This is a genomic window from Streptomyces sp. NPDC008139 (assembly GCF_042957025.1).
Lineage (GTDB): Bacteria > Actinomycetota > Actinomycetes > Streptomycetales > Streptomycetaceae > Actinacidiphila.
In genome coordinates this window covers 476190-491113 of record NZ_JBIBHM010000006.1, presented here as the reverse complement: position 1 = coordinate 491113, position 14924 = coordinate 476190, and the positions used below count along the sequence as shown (strand labels likewise).

The following is a 14924-nucleotide window of genomic DNA, read 5'->3' as shown; positions in this document are numbered from 1 at the left end:
TGTCACCTGACCGTTCGAGCGGAGCTGTTCAGAGTTTCTTTACTGGTTCAAGGCGGCCCGCTGTCGCGGCCCGCGCGTGCCCGGCCCCTCGGGGCCGCCGCCCGCTCCTGTCTCCGCCCCGCTTGCCGTCGGCCCCGCCGGTTCGGGCGCGCAACACCCAGCACAGCGAACCTTTCAGGGGCTCCGCCCCAGACCCCGGCCCTCCTCCCTCCGAGGGGCAGGGGGCGGTGTGTCGGGTGCGGCTTCGTCGTGGTGTGGGGTTCGCGGTCGCGGGAGGGGGTCCCTCGTCGCCCGGTCACCGGAGGTGTTGCCGTGGAAGCCGTCGCTAGTAGCTCGCGTTTCGGTGGAGCCGATTCTGATGGACCCAGACATGCACACCAGGTACGTAACGTTCTTCTCAGCGAGCTTCGCCGACGAGCTTGGGATGGGTAATGAAGTCGAATTACCTGAGTTTCAGGCCGTAATGTCCAACGATGACCGCGCCACGCCGCTGCCGGACTGAGGTCGCTGTTCCGCCCTCGTCGATGCCGATCAGCCGGAATCCAGGAGGCAGTCGGCGACGGAACGGTGCGGGCCTGGGGCGTTCTCCTTGTGCGCGTGATCATCACGGGTTACGTGCACCCGGCACGGGTCGGGGGATCACCGCGGGTGGGGGAGACGGCAGAGGGAAGTGGCGCGGCGGGCAAGGGGGCGGGGGCTTGGGGGCAGGCCGTGACAGCCGTGGTGCTGGTGGGGGCGCTCGGGGTGGGGCTGTGGACGTTGCAGAAGACGGCGGCCGCGGACAGTGCCTGGGCGGCGGCGACGTGTGCGGGCGGGGTGGCCGAGGAGGAGGCGGGGTACGTTTCCGGGGCGCGGTTGTGCGGGGGGCTGAACCGTCAGGACCTCGCGGAACTGCTGGGGACGCCAGGGGAGGTCGCGAAGAGCGCGAGCGGTGACGGCGGCAGCGTCAGGCTCAGCGACAGCGAGAGCGGTCCCGGTGTCCGGCCCGCGTGCTCTCCGTCGCCATGGACGCGAAGGACAGCGGCGGCTCCTACGAGGTGACTTGCGGCGGCCGTGGGCGCGTACGGTCCGCGGTTCCCGGTGTCGCGGCCGAGAGGGCGTCAGGTCGATGTGCCGAGCAGGAAACCCGCCGCCGTCAGAATCACGAACGCCGCCGACCACAGCATCCCGTACCGCACGCAGCGGTACTTGACCGAGACGATGTGCGAGAGCCGCTCCAGTTGCTGGAGGTCACGGTCGCTGATGTCGGTGCGCCGGACGGCGTCGGCGAGAAACGTCGTGGAGCGGGTGGCGTTCACGTCTCCGAAGTAGTGGGCACGCATCGCCCGGGACGGGCCGAGGCGCGGAGCGATGACCATGCCGAGGAAGAGAAAGGCCGGTATCCAGGTGGCACAACCGGCCCAGAACAGCGCCTGCGGCAGTGGTGAATAGTGCTGCGGCGCGAGGTTGCCCGTGGTGAGCGCGCCGAGGAGAGTGGCAAGGGCCGCGCCGAGACAGGACAGGACGAGTCCCGCTTTTCCGTCCGCCTTCACCAACTCCTCCCGGGTCTCGGCGGTCAGGATCCGGAGCAAGTCCTTCTGACGGTTCGTCGCTCTGTTGCGGTCAGGCATCGGACCCTCCCTGTCTCGCCGGTCGTCGGGCGGCCACTCGGAGCCCGCCCGACGACATCGACAACGATGACGGTCAGTGCGCCGACGTACGGCGCAGCTCTTCCTCCAGTGCGCTGATCGCTTGCCTCGTACGGATGTTGGTCGTCGCGACGACCTCACGGTGCGCGGCCTCGGACTCGGCACGACTGCGCCGGACGTCCTGCTCGATGGCGTGCTGGGCGATCTCGGTGTCCGCCAGTGCCCGCAGTTCGGCCAGCCGGACCCGGGAACTGTGCACCTTGACCGCGCTGGTGCTCTCGTAGCTGAGCATCCGCTCGTAGGTGCTCTCGCCGCCCAGCGACTTCGCCATGACGGGGAGCACGTCCAGGAACACGAACAGGGCCCTGACCAGCCAGATCCCGACGAACAGCACGGGCTTGCCCGCGGCCAGTTCGTCCAGCGCCTGCATGCGCTCCAGGACACCGATCTCCCGCTGCTTCGCTTGCTCCTCGGCCATCCGCTTGTCGACCGCCGCCGCGCGGGCCTTCACGAAGTCGCCGCGCGAACTGGCGACTCCGCGCTCCAGCGTGGCGATGCGGACGTTCATCCCGCTGAGTTGTCGCTGTTCGGTGTCCAGTGCGTGCGTCGCCCGGAAGTCGCGTGCCTTGGCGCGCAGCCGTTGGCACTCGGACGTCCTTTCCAGCAAGCCGCTGGCGGCGTCGCGGATGAGCTGCCGGCATTCGTCGCGTACCTGCGTGTCGAGCGCGGTCAGCTCCGTGTTGTCCTGGTCGACCCGCTTCTGCAGGGCTGTGGCGTCCTCGCGCAGAGTCGCCAGCTCGTCGGCCTGGTTGCCGGGGTTCGCGCCGAAGACCAGCGTGTAGTGGCCGCAGTTCGCGGGCGGCGCGGCGGCGGTGTCGGACGGCACCGGGTTACAGGCCAGCAGCTTGCCCCGCAGGTCGTCCAGCGCGGTCGTCCGGCCGTCGGCGATGTGCTCCTCAATGGCGGTGGAGAAGATCCGCAGCACGAGGGGCTCGGCGATCACGACTCCGAGCAGCAGGGCCATCACCAGCCGCAGCACGACGGGGCCGAATCTGCGCCGGGCGTTCGGTACGGGCGTGACCAGCCAGCGGTCCAGATTGAGGATGAGCAGCAGCCAGATGACCGTGGGCAGCAGGGCCACGATCGAGACCCGGCCCAGTGCCTCCGTGGCGAAGTTCCACATGGAGAACGCCGCGATCACGGCTGTACCGAGTACCACTCCGCCGAGCGCGGTGTACTTGCTGCGTTCGTGCCGGACCTCTGCGAGCAGTTCCTCGTCGACGCCGGTGAGCGAGCGCAGGAACCGTCCCAGGTCAGGCACGGCGTGCGAGGACCCGTCCGCGCCGACGGGCCGGGACGACGTCCGGGCGATCGGGTTCTGTGGCATGTCAGTCAACGAAGTCGTCCTCGTCCTTGACGAAGTCGTCCTCCGGCGTCCGCGCGGACCGCAGAGTGCGGGGCGCCGGGCGCGGCTCCTGCGACGGCCGGGTGCCACCGACGTCGAGTGCGGGATTGGCACCGGACCGCGAAGCGCCCTGGCGCACGAGCTCCTCAAGCAGCGGCTGGGGATCGGACAGAGTGCCTTCCGCACCCATTTGCCGCACCAGCTCGAGGATCAGGTCCCGCTGGGTCTGCGCCGAGAGCATCTCCCTGGCCTCGGCGTGTGCGCGCTTCTCCTCGTCGATCCTGGCCGCGCGGGCCTCCCGGGCGGCGGCGAGGCCGTGGATGCGCGCGGCCGCGTCGGCGACATCGACGCGTTCGCGCACGATGCCGATCGCGTCGGCGTAGTCGGACCCCTGGGCCAGCAACTCGGCTATTCGCTGGGCGTCGTAGGACTCGAAGTCGTTCTGGCCCCGCAGCAGTTCGTGTGAGCGGCGCTGCTCGCGCAGTTTCTGCTCCCACGCACGGAGTTCGTCGGCCACGTACACCTCGACGCCGACGAACTCCACGCTCATTCCCGAGACACGGGGAGGTACGACGGTGCTGTACGCGGTCATCCAGCGAGCCGCCTCCGCTCGGACGGCGTTGACCTCTTCGACGCGATAGCCGGCGCTCACTCGGGGGAGGTCGTCCTCCCCCGCCAGGTAGGCGCGGAGCGGCACCGTCACATCGACCACGCCCTGGCGGGCGATCAGGGCCGGGTCGGTTACCTGGCACGAGAAGGACACGCTGACGGTGAACTGGTCCGCCTCGCTCACCGAGGGCACTGTCCGACGGACATCGACGACGCGCACTCTGGTGTCGATCAGGCTGACGGACGAGGCGTCGAGCACATCCGCGTGACCCGGGTCGAAGACCAGACCTTCCGGGTACTGGCGGTACTCTCCGCCGACGCGGAAGACATGGACGGTGCCGGGAAGAAGCGGCGGCACGTCCTCACGTCGGCGGCGGGACCACAAGCGGCTGCTGACCACGCCAAGGACGTGCTCGGACACAACGGGATAATTCACTTGCCTCGATCTCCTTGATGTACGAGTTGAGGTGCGACTTGAGGCGCGCCTTGATGTACGGCTTGAGGTGCGCCTCGGCCTGCGAGCGGAACAGCGACCTGTGCCGAGGAACGGCTAGACCCCCAGCGTCCCGAGGAGCACGTGGGCCATCTGACGGGTGCTCGGCGTGGCGAGGTCGGGGTGGCGGAGCACCGCGAGCAACCGGGAGCTCAGCGCCTGCCATTGGGCCGGCGTCATCTCCTCGCGCATCGCCTCGCCCAGGGTCCGTACGGCGTCGGCGACGGACGGTTCGTCGCGGACGTCGACGAGGGTGTCGCAGAGCGCCTCGAACGCGGTACGGCGACTCCGGCTGAGCAGCAGCCCGGCCCAGAGCTTCCCCAATTGCCGGGCGTTCTCCCGGCGCTGTCGGAGCAGGGCTCCGGGCAGGGTGCCCGGCTGGTTCCCTAGCCTGGGCGCCACGAGCACCTGGGCGGCGATCAGCGTAGTTCGACGGTGATCCCAGGTACCCGCGCGGGCGTTGGCCATCCGCGTACGTATGTAGCGCAGTGTGAACAGCGCCCGCTCGGGTTCCTGCTCGGCCGTCTGCAACAGGAGCACGACAGAGCGACGTGCGGCGGCCGCCATACGCTCTCCCCGACCGGTGAGGCGCCACAACCAGTTGAGCACCTCAAGGCGGTAGACGGAGCCGAGCGTTCCCGACAGCGCCATCGCCATCGTGATCGCCCGGGCCTGTCCCCTGTTGCTGGCCCAGCCCAGGGCGATGCTCAGGGCCGCCGGGGCCAACCGGTCCGTCTCGGCCATGTGCTGAAGGGTGAGGGCCGCGGTCACTCGCTGGTTGGTCAGGCCGTCCGCCCACTCCTGGAGGAGCAGGTCATCGACCTCTGCCAGGGAGTGGCCGGCGAACAGGGCGGTGCCCCGGGCGACTTCGGTGCGGACCGCGAGGTCCGGGTGCTGCGCCAGGTCGTGCAGCCAACGGCGCAGCGGGTACCACAGTTCGTATCCGTAGAGGGTGTGGAGTTCCCCGATGACCAGTTCGCGGATGCCCGGTGAGATGAAGACCATCCGGCGTTCGCTCCGGTCCGCGCCCAGCCCCGGCTCGGGCCGTCGATCGACGCGGACGAGTCCGGTCGCCCGCTTGCGCCACAGGGCCCGGCTCTGGCGGAACACCGTCGTGCCGGCGCCAGGTACCGGCACGGCGTCGCGCTCACCGGGAGCGGACTCACCGCTGAGCTCCCAGTCACGTACGAGTCCCTCCAGCGTGGCCAGGTGCTCCTCGAAGCTGCGTTCCGGGATGCCCTCCAAGAAGGCCAGGGCGGCCAGCGGCAGCAGGTCCTCCAGCAGCGGCACCTTGCGGAACCACGTCCGGACGGCATCCGCATCGCTGCCGCTCATCGTCTTCATCGCCGTGGGCGTCCCCCCGGCGGAGAACCCGGTCGCGGCGGCGACCACATCGGCGGGCCGGCGCTGTTCGCCGACCCGTTCCATGAGTGCCGAGGGCAGTTCGGCCGCTGGGAGCGGATCCAGGCAAGCCCGGAACAGCTCCTGCGGGTCGGGAGCCCGCCATGGCACGCAGTAGCCGTCGAAGGCCAGTCTCCGCAGGCTGCCCTCGGTCGCGGTGATCACCAGATAGCTGTCCTTGCGGCGCAGTTCCTCCGCCAACCGTCCGACGTCGTACGACTGCACGGGATCGGCGTTCGTCTCTCCGACGTAGTCCAGGATGACGAACGCCTGGCGCTCCTTGAGTGCGTTCGGCGCCGTCAGCCCTGCCAGGGAGTTCGCGGGCGAAAGGCTTCTGAGGCCGACACCCGGCCCGGTCAGTTCCCGCAGCAGCGCGAAGGCCCCGGCGCGGCGACCGGTGTCCTCGTGGCCGGAGAGCACCACCAGGTGATCACGGCGGATTTTGGCGAGCGCCTCGCTGAAGCACGGCTGAGGGCGCAAGTAGTGCCGCAGCGCGTGGCCGACCTCTTCCGGACGCACATTGCCCGGGGCGAGTCCGGGCGCCCGTGGAGCGCCGAATCCGAACGTGGCCCCGGAAGCCTCGACGGTCGAGTGGAAGTGGTTGTGCACCTGTTGCCCGAAAGCACGGTGGAGCTCCGCGAATCCCTGGGCGTCGCCCTCCTTCTCCGCGGAGTCGGATACGACGTGCACCTCCGGTGTTCCGCCCGCGGCGAGCGGTTCTTGCGGAACTCCCTCAGGCGGCGCCGCTTCGGCCTCGTCGGTCGGAGTCTCACCGTCGTCAGCCATTGGAGCCGCCAAAGCCCACGGTGCCTCCTCGCAGATCAACCGGACCCGCGAAGTTGTTCACATTCAGGCGATCGGCCCGGTAATGATGGCCGGAAGCGCTCTCGGTGGCCGAACCGTGGGATCGGCTCGGCGACACGGACGAAGCCGTCGCCGTATCAGCGGGACGGGGCCCGGGGCCGAAACCGTTGCCGCCGGGTATCCGCAGCCAGGCGACGGACTCGTATTCCTTGACCTGTACGGCAACTTCCCGGAAGTCCTCCCGCGACAAGGTGGTGTGACCGCTTCCCACCGTCGACCGGTACACGTGGTCGGACAGCAGGACGGCGAGGTCCGCCGGCTCGTGCTGACGCAGTGCCTCATAGAGATGGGCCGAGTTGAGCAGCCGGGAGACCGACACCACGGTCGCGCCCGCGAAACCGTTGGGCGCCACCTCCACGGGCCCGTGGTCGACGGCGAGCCTCAGCCGTAGCCGGGACGCGGAGATCCTGCTCCGGTTGTATTCCCCTAGTTCCCAGACCAGATGGCGTACAAAATCGTCGACCAGGCGTGGCTCCGTCCCGTCCATCGGGTAGACGGCCAGTTCCTCGTCGCCTTTGGGCTGGAGGTGCCACTGGGAACGGTTCAATCCCGCACCGTCGGCCGCGCGGGAGAGAAGTCGTGGGAGGTCGTGCTGAATCTCGGACTGTCTGCGGTCGTCATTGCGGCTGTACGCCTGGGCATCGACGGCAATACACGTACAGGGATGGAACCCGGACCATGCGGCCATGTGACCATTCCTCTCTGGCCTGGAACGGAGTAGATGCTGCGTTTTCCTGGACAGTAGGCGGACTCCGGCGGACGGACTCCCTACCAATACGGGATCTCGTCGCCGACTTTCGCGAACTCGACCAGGCTCGGCATATCGCAGAGCGTTATGCGGCGGTAACTACGCTCGACCATCCCCTTTCGAGAAAGGGAGGCGAGGGCTTTCTCCGTCGTCGGGAGGGCCAATCCGCACAGCGACGCCAACTCGGACTGGCTTATCGTCACGCCGAGAACCTTGCGCACCGCGATGCCCTCGGGCGGCGTACGGCCGTGTGCGCGGCCGAGTTCCACCAGTACCCGCGCCAGACGGACCGGCGCGTCGTAGGACCGAGAGTCGATACGCCGCTGGTTCGCCCAGCGCAGACGAGCGCTCAACGTGGCGACCAACGCCTTGATCGCCTCGGGGTGGCGGGTAAGGAAGCCCTCCAGAACCTCCAGAGGGATGATCCGCGCCGAGACCTCGCCGCACGCAAAGACAGACCCGGACCGCGGCTTCTCCTCGAACACGGCCATCTCACCGACCAGTTCACCTGCCACGCGAATCCCGAGCAGTACGTCCATCCCGTTCTCCGAAGAGGCGAGGACTTTCACGACCCCGCGGGTGAGCAGCAAGAGGTGCTTCCCGCCGTCTCCCTGCCTCAGGAGCATCCGGTGCTTGGGATACAGCATCGGTGTGCCCTCCTCCAGGAGGAGATCCCTGGTGGTCCGGGGCAGCCTGCCCAGAAGGGTCGACGCCGGCCAGTCACGCGGAGCAGGCGCGCTCGCACGGACAGGGGGGACGGGAGGGGCGGCTAGATCGCCGGAACGACCGGACGGGCTGGACTGCGTGACCACGCGACGCTCCATGAAGTGCTGCGAACCGGCACATGAGGCCCGGCATCGTGAGGGTTGGGGCGAGCAGTATGTCCAGCCGCCGGTAATCGCCCACAGACTCCCGCCAATTGGCGGGATCGCTCACTCAGAGTTCGCGAGAGCTCGCAGTCCCTCCATGTCATGGATGGTGATGCGCTTCATTCCCGACCCTATGAGCTTGTTGTCCCGCAGGGTCGCGATCGCCCGCTCGGCGGTCCGTTTGCTCACCCCGATGAGGCTGCCCCACTCGAGGCGGGTGACATCGATGCCGATCACCACGTTGTCGCGGTACGTCGTGGCGCCATGGTCGTCAGCCATTTCCACCAGCACGCGGGCAAGCCGAACCGACGCGTGCCCCCCTTGGTGGTCAATGCGCCGCTGCGTCGCGCTGCGCAGCTTGCGGGCCACGGACTCGGACAGGCCGAGCATCGCCTTCGGCGACGTGGAGAGCGCGCGGAGGAAGAGTTCGGCGTCGATACGCAGAGTGTCCACCGGCTCGACGCCACAGGCGATGACCGTCCCGGTCCGCCGCCCGTTGTCCAAGGCCGCCAACTCCCCTACGAGGTCACCGCCGACGCGCACCGCGAGCAGCGCCCGTGATCCGTTCGGGAGCAGCGTGGTGACCTTGACGTATGAAGTGAGCAGGAGGAACACATCGGACCCGACGGCCCCTTCGGCCACCAGCACGTCGTCACGGTCGAAACGCACGGATTCGGAGGAGTCCACCAGCGCGGCGAGAATGTCCTCCTCAAGCCCTGCCAGGAAGCTGGTCTGCGGCCATCGGGAACGCAACGACCAGACCTTGCTCTTGAGCTTCGCCCTGTCACCTGTGCCGGCATCCCGTGCAGAGCTCACGCTCTCCCCCATCGACCACGCGGAAGTTCCTGTGCACATCGCCCACCATCGTCACCTCCCACCACGCTGGCATGCGGTGAAATCGCTCAACCTACGACATCCGGTGTAGCGGCGGCCAAGTGCGACGGCGCTCGCCGGGGACGGTGCGAAACGAGGTGCGGAACGCCGCGACAGTACGGACCCGATGCGACTGGGTACTCCGGCGGGAGAGGAGCTGGGGTCAGGGGTGGAGGGCCGGCCAGGGGACGGTGTGGGTGGCGCGGCCTTGGGTGAGGACGGGGGCGATGTGGGCGGCGGAGGGGGGCCAGGTGGTGACGGCGGGGGCGGTGAGGGGGAGGGCGGCGCCGAGGCGGGGGGCGAGGGGTTGGGCGGATTCGGCGACGGTCGTGGCGGTGCGGAGGCGGGCGGGGGTGGTCCAGCCGAGGAGGTCGGTGGGGTGGGGGGCGAGCAGGCGGCGGTCGCGGCGGTACGCGACCAGCACCACGTCGTCGTCGCCGAGGCCGTCTGCGGTGAGCCGCCGTACGGCGTCGGCCGGGTCCTCGTCCCGCTCCACCACCGGCGCCGGGGTGGCGTGGTCGCCGACGGTCGGGCCGTCGGCCGGGGCCGGTCCTAGGAAGCCGTTGGCGGTGAGCCAGTCGTCGTTGAAGTACGTCGACAGGTAGGCCCGGCCCGAGTCCGGCAGCAGGGCCACCACGGTGTCGTCCTCGGTGAGGTGTTCGGCCACCCGCAGGGCCGCCGCGAGCGCGACGCCCGACGAGCCGCCCGCGAGGATGCCCTCGGTGCGGGCCAGCCGCCGCACGGCGTCGATCGCGTCCTGGTCCTCGACGGCGAGGTAGCGGTCGATCACGGCGGAGTCCAGGGCGAGCGGCCAGACGTCGGCCGTGGCCTCGGGGTGCAGGAAGTGGCCCGCGCCCTCGATGTACTTCTGGCTGCCGTCGCCGCCCGCGTACATCGAGGTGACGGGGTCCGCGCCGACCACCCGGACCCGGCCTCCGCTCACCTCCCTGAGGTAACGCCCGGTCCCGGAGATCGTGCCGCCGGTGCCGACGGTGGCGACGAAGTGGGTGACCGCGCCCTCGGTGTCCGTCCAGATCTCGGGGCCGGTGGTGGCGTAATGCGCGGCCGGATTGGCCGGGTTGTCGTACTGGTCGACGAACCAGGCACCGGGCGTCTCGGCGGCGAACCGCGTGCCCTGCGCGCGCATGCTGTCCGGGTGGTCGCGCGGGACGAAGGCGTCGACCAGCCGCACCTCGGCTCCGTAGGCGGCGAGTTGGTCCCGCTTCTCGCGCGAGGTCGCGGAGCCGGTGAAGACCACCGTCCGGTAGCCGAGGTGGGCGGCGGCCAGCGCCAGGCCGATGCCGGTGTTGCCGCTGGTCACCTCGACCACGGTGCCTCCCGGACGCAACGAGCCGTCGGCCTCCGCCCTGCGGAGCATGGACAGCGCGGCCCGGTCCTTCACGCTGCCACCGGGGTTGTGCCACTCCGGTTTGACGTACACGCGCGGGCGCAGTCCCTCGGCGGCGCGGGTGAGGCGGATCAACGGTGTCCCGCCGATGGCGTCGAGCACCGACTCGTATCTGGCCATGCGATCTCCTTGAGTGGTGGGCGCCGGGCGGGCGGGAGCGGGGTCAGCGGTACGGCCCGCGCACCCGTACGCCGATCCGCCGATACGCCCGGTGCCTGCCGTCACCGCCCCGCCGTCACCGCGCCGCCGGCACCGGCCCCGCCGCCCGCTCGGCGTCGCGCCGGGCGACCTCCGCCCGTACCAGCGGAATGACGTGGCGGCCGAAGTCGATGGCGTCGCCCAGCAGGTCGTAGCCGCGAGCGGAGATGATATCGACGCCGAGGTCGATGTAGTCGAGCAGCGCCTGCGCGACGGTCTCCGGCGTGCCGACCAGGGCGTTGGAGTTGCCCGCTCCCCCGGTGACCGCCGCGGTGCGGGTCCACAGGGCGCGGTCGTAGCGCTCGCCCTGCTCCGCGATGCCGATCAGCCGCTGCGAACCGGTGTTCTGCGGGGCGTCGCCGCCGCGCCGTCGCCACGCGCCCGCCGCCCGGCGCTGCTCGATGGCGGCGACCGTGCGGTGCGCCTTCTCCCAGGCCAGTTCCTCGGTGGGCGCGATGATCGGCCGGAAGGCGACCTGGATACGCGGCGGGGTGCCGCGGCCGGCGGCCAGCGCGGCGGCCTTCACCGCCTCGATCTGCTGGGCGGTCTCGGCCAGCGGCTCGCCCCACAGCGCGTAGATGTCGGCGACGGCGCCCACCTGCGGCGTACGCGGCGGGTGACGAACCGCCGAAGGAGACGTCCGGGTGCGGCTGCCGCACCGGGAACACGTCGGAGACGTAGTCGCGGAAGCGGTAGTGCGCGCCCTCGTGGTCGAACGCCTCGTGCTCGGTCCACACGCGTTTGACGATCTCGATGTACTCACGGGTGCGCGCGTACCGCTCGTCCTTGCTCAGGACGTCGCCCTCGCGCTGCTGCTCGTGGTCGCTGCCCCCGGTGATGAAGTGCACGGCGAGCCGGCCGTCGCTGATCGCGTCGAGGGTCGCGAACTCCCGTGCGGCGAAGGTCGGATACGACACGTTGGGGCGGTGCGCGAGCAGGATCTCCAGGCGCTCTGTGCGCGCGGCGATGTACGCCGCGGCCGTACCGGGCTCCGGCGAGGCGGAGCTGTACGCGAACAGCACCCGGTCCCAGCCGTGGTCCTCGTGGGCGCGGGCGAGTCGCAGCGTGTAGTCCTTGTCGAAGGACGCGCCGCTGCGCGGTGTGGTCTCGGAGCCGTCGTTCGTGGCGGCGATACCGAGGAATTCGACGGGCACGGCAGGGCCTTTCGTCGGGGTGGACGGGCGGTGGCAGGTGGTGACATTCAGTGACAAGCGGTGACAGGTAGGGGGAGCGGAAGCCGAACCGGGCGTCTCACGAGGGCAGTTCGAGCCCCAAGTTCTCGCGCAGCGTCCTCCCGGCGTAGTCCTCGGCGACGACCTTCCGCTTGCGCAGCTCGTGCAGCAGGCCGTTGACGACGAAGTCGTGCTCGCGCGGGTCGGCGAGGCCGCCGAGCGTGATGACGTCCAGCACTCCGGCCCGGAAGCGCTCCTCCACCGCGTCGGCCAGTTGCTCCGGCGTGCCCGCGGCGGCCCAGTGGCCGGTGTCCTGCGCGGCGACGATCAACTCCCGCAGCGTGTAGCCCTGTCGGGCGTATCCGACGAAGATGTCGACCCGGCCGCGCCGCCGGTTCACCGACGTGACGTCCGGCAGCAGGCTGTCCGGCAGCTTCGCGTCCAGCGGCAGCTCCGAGAGGTCGACGCCGCCGCCGAGCATGTCGGCCACCTGCACCCGGCCGCGATCGAAGTCGATCGACTCGCGCCGCTCGCGCACCAGTCGGCGCGCTTCCTCCTCCGTCGCGCCAAAGGTGGCGTGGAAGGAGCTGAAGATCAGCGGCAGTCCGCCGGGGCGGCCGAACTCCGCCGCCTGGGCGCGAATCCGGCGGGTGAAGTCCAGCGCGACGTCCAGCGTGGGCAGCGAGGTGAACACCACCTCGGCGTACCGCGCGCCCAGTGCCCGGCCCGCTTCGGACTGCCCGGCCTGGAACTGCACCGGGCGGCGCTGCGGCAGCGGCGGGATGTTCAGCGGACCGGCCACCGAGAAGTACGGGCCGCGGTGGTCGACGGGGCGGATCTTGGCGGGGTCCAGCACCGCCGCGCCGTCCGGCCCGCGCGTCAGCGCGCCCGGTTTCCAGCTGTCCCACAGCGCGTTGACGACCTCGAGCGTCTCCGCGGCGCGCGCGTAACGCTCCTCGGGGCTGGGCAGCGCGCCGGGTCCGAAGTTCTCCTCGCCGAGCGAGGACGTCACCAGATTCCACGCGGCCCGCCCGTTGCTGACGTGGTCGAGCGTGCCGAACAGGCGCGCCAGGTTGTACGGGTGGTGGAAGGTGCTCGACACGGTCGCGATCAGGCCGATCCGCGACGTGACCTGGCTCAGGGCCGACACGAACACCAGCGGCTCCTGCGAGCCGATCGCGCCCTGCGCGCCGAAGCTCAGCAGGTCGGCGGTGAACAGCGCGTCGATCCGCGCCGCCTCGGCGAGCGCCGCGACCCGCACGGCGGTGTCCAGGGTGGACCGCTCCGGGTCGACGGCCAGGTCGTACGTCTCCGACACACCGCCGGCCCCGGTCACGGTCTTCAGCGTCCTCGGAGGCTGCGCGCTCACAGGTCGTCCCTTCTCACCGGCGGCGACGGCACCGGTGCGTCATGTGGCTGAGGATCGGTGTCTTCTCCGGCGCGGGCCGACGGGCCGCGCGGGTGCCCGCCCCTGTGCGCGGACGCGCTGCCGCAGGGTGCGGAGGCGCGCGAAAACGCGCGGCGGTACCCGGAGAAGAGGGGGAGAAAGCCGTCGTGGACGGCGGATCGTCAGCGACAGAGCGTGGTGTGAATCCGGCACAGATCGACGTGCCGACGCTTCGTCCGGCCGGGCCGCAGAAGGGCGGACCCAACCGATACGGCGCGCGATCCCTTCACGACGACTCCGATCGGCCCGGCCGCGAAAGCCGGGCACAGCGACGCGGCCGGGAGAACGCTCCGGCCGCGTGATGCGGGTTGACGGTGCGGAATGAACGTACGTGCCAGGCGGCGGGCCTTGTCAAGACCCCCCGGGCGGCGGCGGGCGGTCGTCACCGCCGAGAACGCCGTGGGGCCCGCCGAAAAGTCGCTTCGGCGGGCCCGATGCCGCGCGCCGCGCGGCGTGCTCCGGTCGGGTGCCGCCCGGCGATGACTCTCCGGGCGGTCCCAGGCTTCACAGGCGGTCCCGGGCTCTACAGCCGGTCCCGGGCTCTACAGCCGGTCCCGGGCTCTACAAGCGGTCCCGGGCTTTACAGGGCGACGATTCCCTCGCCGCCGACGGCGTCCGGGACGATGACGGTGCCGACCTTGTGGAGCGAGCCGTTCCGCTCGACGCGGAAGGCGTCGACACCGCCCGTACCGCCGGTCTGGACGTACAGGAAGTGCTCGTCGGGGGTGACGGCGGAGTCCGTGGAACCCGGGCCGGTCGCGGTGTTGCCGAGCGGTTCGAGCGTCGCCCGGCGGGTCTGCCGGAAGCCGGAGACCGTGTTGCTGCCGGCGTTGGAGGCGTAGAAGCGGTCCCCGGCGCGGGAGATCCAGCAGGTGGCCTGCTCGCCGGTGAGCACCTTGTCGAGCCGGACGACGCGGCCGTCCTCGCGGACCGCGAAGGTCAGCACGGCGTTGGTCCCGGCGTCGGTGACGACCAGGCGGCCGTGGCCGTCGAAGGTGAAGCCGAAGGGAACCGCTCCGTTCTCCACGTTCACGACGGGACGGGCGGACAGGGCGCCGGACGGGCGCACGCCGAAGACGTCGACGCTGCTGCCGCCGGCCTTCGTGGTGACGATCAGTTGGGACCCGTCGGGGGTGAAGGACACCTGGCCGGGGGTGTGGGTGAACTCCGGTGCCGTCGTGGTGTCGAGGTGGAGCTCCCGCCTCCACCCGCCGACGCGCTCCAGCTTCTTGCCCCCGGCGATCCGGTAGCCCTGGACGGAGCCGCCGTCGCGGGCGTTGAGGACGTAGACCCGGTCGTTGTGGACGGTGAGGCTGACGGGGAAACGTCCGCCGGAGGTGATGACCTGCTCGCGGTGGAGCCTGTCTCCGTCGACCGAGAAGACGGTGACGGTGTCGCTGCCCGCGTTGACGGCGAAGAGGAGGTGATGGGCGCAGTCGTGGACGAGCGAGCCCTGCGAGGCGAGGTGGTCGACGACCGAGCCGTCGAGGACTCCGCCCTTGCCGCCGGTGGCGAAGGTGCCGCGTCGGCTGAGGGAGCCGTCGGGGGCGCGGTGGTAGGCGACGATCTCGTTGTGGGCGGTGTTGTCCGTCTGGACGAACACCGGACCCTCGGACCGGCTCGGGTACGGGGCGGGTGACGCCGCCGCCGACGCGGACGGGAGGGCGAACACCGCCATGGAGCCCGCCACAGCTGCGGCGGTCCAGGCGGCGTGAGTGAGCGTGAGAATGCGCTTCATCGTTCCCCTTCGGGAGATGGGTCGGCGAGATGGTCCCCTGCCCACGGTCTGGGCAGATGCGGTCCGCCGCC

General features: G+C 70.5%; 12 protein-coding genes and 1 pseudogene. 2 read left to right on the top strand and 11 right to left on the bottom strand.

What is annotated here, in order from left to right; genetic code table 11:
• Positions 1 to 358 precede the first annotated feature (358 nt).
• On the top strand, positions 359 to 502 hold the full coding sequence (locus ACFZBB_RS15710; RefSeq protein ID WP_391122164.1) for a hypothetical protein: 144 nt from the start codon (positions 359 to 361) through the stop codon (positions 500 to 502).
• A gap of 65 nt (positions 503 to 567) precedes the next feature.
• Complete coding sequence (locus ACFZBB_RS15705; RefSeq protein ID WP_391122161.1) at positions 568 to 1041, top strand: DUF6215 domain-containing protein; 474 nt, start codon at positions 568 to 570, stop codon at positions 1039 to 1041.
• Positions 1042 to 1100: 59 nt separating this feature from the next.
• On the opposite strand, the gene ACFZBB_RS15700 is transcribed toward ACFZBB_RS15705, so the two are convergent.
• The 11 genes and pseudogenes from ACFZBB_RS15700 to ACFZBB_RS15650 form a co-directional block, all read right to left on the bottom strand.
• Positions 1101 to 1610, bottom strand: a complete 510-nt coding sequence (locus ACFZBB_RS15700) for a Pycsar system effector family protein (protein ID WP_391122158.1) — start codon at positions 1608 to 1610, stop codon at positions 1101 to 1103.
• A gap of 73 nt (positions 1611 to 1683) precedes the next feature.
• On the bottom strand, positions 1684 to 3015 hold the full coding sequence (locus ACFZBB_RS15695; RefSeq protein WP_391122155.1) for a DUF4407 domain-containing protein: 1332 nt from the start codon (positions 3013 to 3015) through the stop codon (positions 1684 to 1686).
• 1 nt (position 3016) lies between these two features.
• Positions 3017 to 4078, bottom strand: a complete 1062-nt coding sequence (locus ACFZBB_RS15690) for a hypothetical protein (RefSeq protein WP_391122152.1) — start codon at positions 4076 to 4078, stop codon at positions 3017 to 3019.
• Positions 4079 to 4192: 114 nt separating this feature from the next.
• Positions 4193 to 6322, bottom strand: a complete 2130-nt coding sequence (locus ACFZBB_RS15685; protein ID WP_391122149.1) for a hypothetical protein — start codon at positions 6320 to 6322, stop codon at positions 4193 to 4195.
• Entirely contained in the window at positions 6315 to 7088 is a 774-nt protein-coding gene (locus tag ACFZBB_RS15680) for a hypothetical protein (protein WP_391122146.1), read from the bottom strand. Before ACFZBB_RS15680 ends, ACFZBB_RS15685 begins: the two co-directional genes overlap by 8 nt.
• Positions 7089 to 7168: 80 nt before the next feature.
• Complete coding sequence (locus ACFZBB_RS15675; RefSeq protein ID WP_391122143.1) at positions 7169 to 7795, bottom strand: cyclic nucleotide-binding domain-containing protein; 627 nt, start codon at positions 7793 to 7795, stop codon at positions 7169 to 7171.
• Between the two features lie 285 nt (positions 7796 to 8080).
• Entirely contained in the window at positions 8081 to 8833 is a 753-nt protein-coding gene (locus tag ACFZBB_RS15670; protein WP_391122140.1) for a helix-turn-helix domain-containing protein, read from the bottom strand.
• Between the two features lie 220 nt (positions 8834 to 9053).
• Positions 9054 to 10418, bottom strand: coding sequence for a pyridoxal-phosphate dependent enzyme (locus tag ACFZBB_RS15665; protein ID WP_391122137.1), 1365 nt, complete (start codon positions 10416 to 10418; stop codon positions 9054 to 9056).
• A gap of 115 nt (positions 10419 to 10533) precedes the next feature.
• Positions 10534 to 11650: pseudogene (locus ACFZBB_RS15660) on the bottom strand (LLM class flavin-dependent oxidoreductase).
• 97 nt (positions 11651 to 11747) lie between these two features.
• Entirely contained in the window at positions 11748 to 13037 is a 1290-nt protein-coding gene (locus ACFZBB_RS15655) for an NtaA/DmoA family FMN-dependent monooxygenase (protein WP_391122134.1), read from the bottom strand.
• Positions 13038 to 13695: 658 nt separating this feature from the next.
• Entirely contained in the window at positions 13696 to 14853 is a 1158-nt protein-coding gene (locus tag ACFZBB_RS15650; protein ID WP_391122131.1) for a beta-propeller fold lactonase family protein, read from the bottom strand.
• Positions 14854 to 14924 lie beyond the last annotated feature (71 nt).